This window comes from Prevotella sp. C0209C1 (assembly GCF_056583855.1).
In genome coordinates this window covers 1-1,328 of the sequence record NZ_JBWPJP010000070.1, presented here as the reverse complement: position 1 = coordinate 1,328, position 1,328 = coordinate 1, and the positions used below count along the sequence as shown (strand labels likewise).

Sequence of the window (1,328 nt, the reverse complement as noted above, 5' to 3'; positions counted from 1 at the left end):
GACAACAGACACATTCACATCATTGCCAACCGCATCAGTTTGTACGGAGAGGTCTATGATACTACTTTTGTGAGCAATAGGGCAGCAAGGGTGGCGGAAGAAATCAGCAGAGAGAAAGGCTTGACCATCGCCAAGGAAATCAAAGCTGAAAGGAAACATCAGAAAGCAAAAGCCAATCCCACAAGAGAGGAAACAAAGAGAGAACTACAAAGAATATGCTATGCCCTACTTGAAAAGTACAAAAGTACAGGTATCACAGGATATTCTATGTTCCTTTACGAGTTGAACAAGAACGGTATCGCAATAGAGCGCATGAAGAACAAGCAGAGCAAGGTTTATGGTTTGAAGTTCTCATACGCAGGGCAATCCTTTAAGGCTTCCGAAATCGGTAGGGAGTTCGGCTACCGTTCCTTGCAGAAGAACTTTGAAGAAACTAACAAGAAAGAACAGAAGAAACCACACCAAACGATACAAGAGCCAATAGAAAAGAAAGAACAACCTGATACCGGTTATCAACTCGTACCTCCAAGTCGTTCCTCTATCTCACGAGACAATGACACGCCACAAGTGCAGAACTCCATTGATGCAGTGGCAGACACCATCGTTAGCGCAGCTGATGAAGTTGTGGAAGGGTTAGGCGATTTGATTACACCATCCACACAGGGCGATGATTATGCCGAAGCAGCATGGCAGCGTAAACTCAGATACCACGCCAATAGAAAGAAAAGACGAGGAAGAGGAATATAACCTACAACCAGACAATCAATCAAAAGTGCAGAAAGAAGAATATCTCATCAAAAACGTTTGTTATTCGGTAATAAAGTATTATCCGTTGCAAACGGAATTACAAGCGTTCTTTGTTAATGCAGAGACTTGCGACTAAAAGCAATTCGCTCGTTTCCAAATCGTTACCTGTTTAGTTTGTGCAATAAGGTAACTTCTTTATTTTCAATTAGATACATTTTAATAATTATCTTACCTTGCAAAACATCACCTTTTGCGGTGTAAAAGATGATGTTTTGCTTTGCGTGCTATAAGTGCCTAAGTGTAAATGCTTTAAGAAAGCAGCGTAGAATGTTGTGTGATTGTTTTTGAAATAAAAAAAATAAACATTTTTGTAAGCTTCTTTCTTTTTTAGTTTTTGTTTTGCTCATGCTTTAAGTGGTATGTTTTTCTTGCTCTGTTGTATATATATAATGTGTATTCTTCCAATGTTCTTCAAAAAAAGATTTTCTTTTCAAAATTTCTAAGTTTTTTCTTATAATAATTTGTTAGTTTAAGAAAAAGTATATACCTTTGCACTCGCTTTTACGAAATAAGGACAAGTT

General features: G+C 38.0%; 1 protein-coding gene. It reads left to right on the top strand.

Translation table 11 applies throughout. The features are described from left to right. On the top strand, positions 1-747 hold a 747-nt coding region (locus AC1DCD_RS10205), incomplete at its 5' end, for a relaxase family protein (protein WP_464682279.1). Positions 748-1,328: the final 581 nt, after the last annotated feature.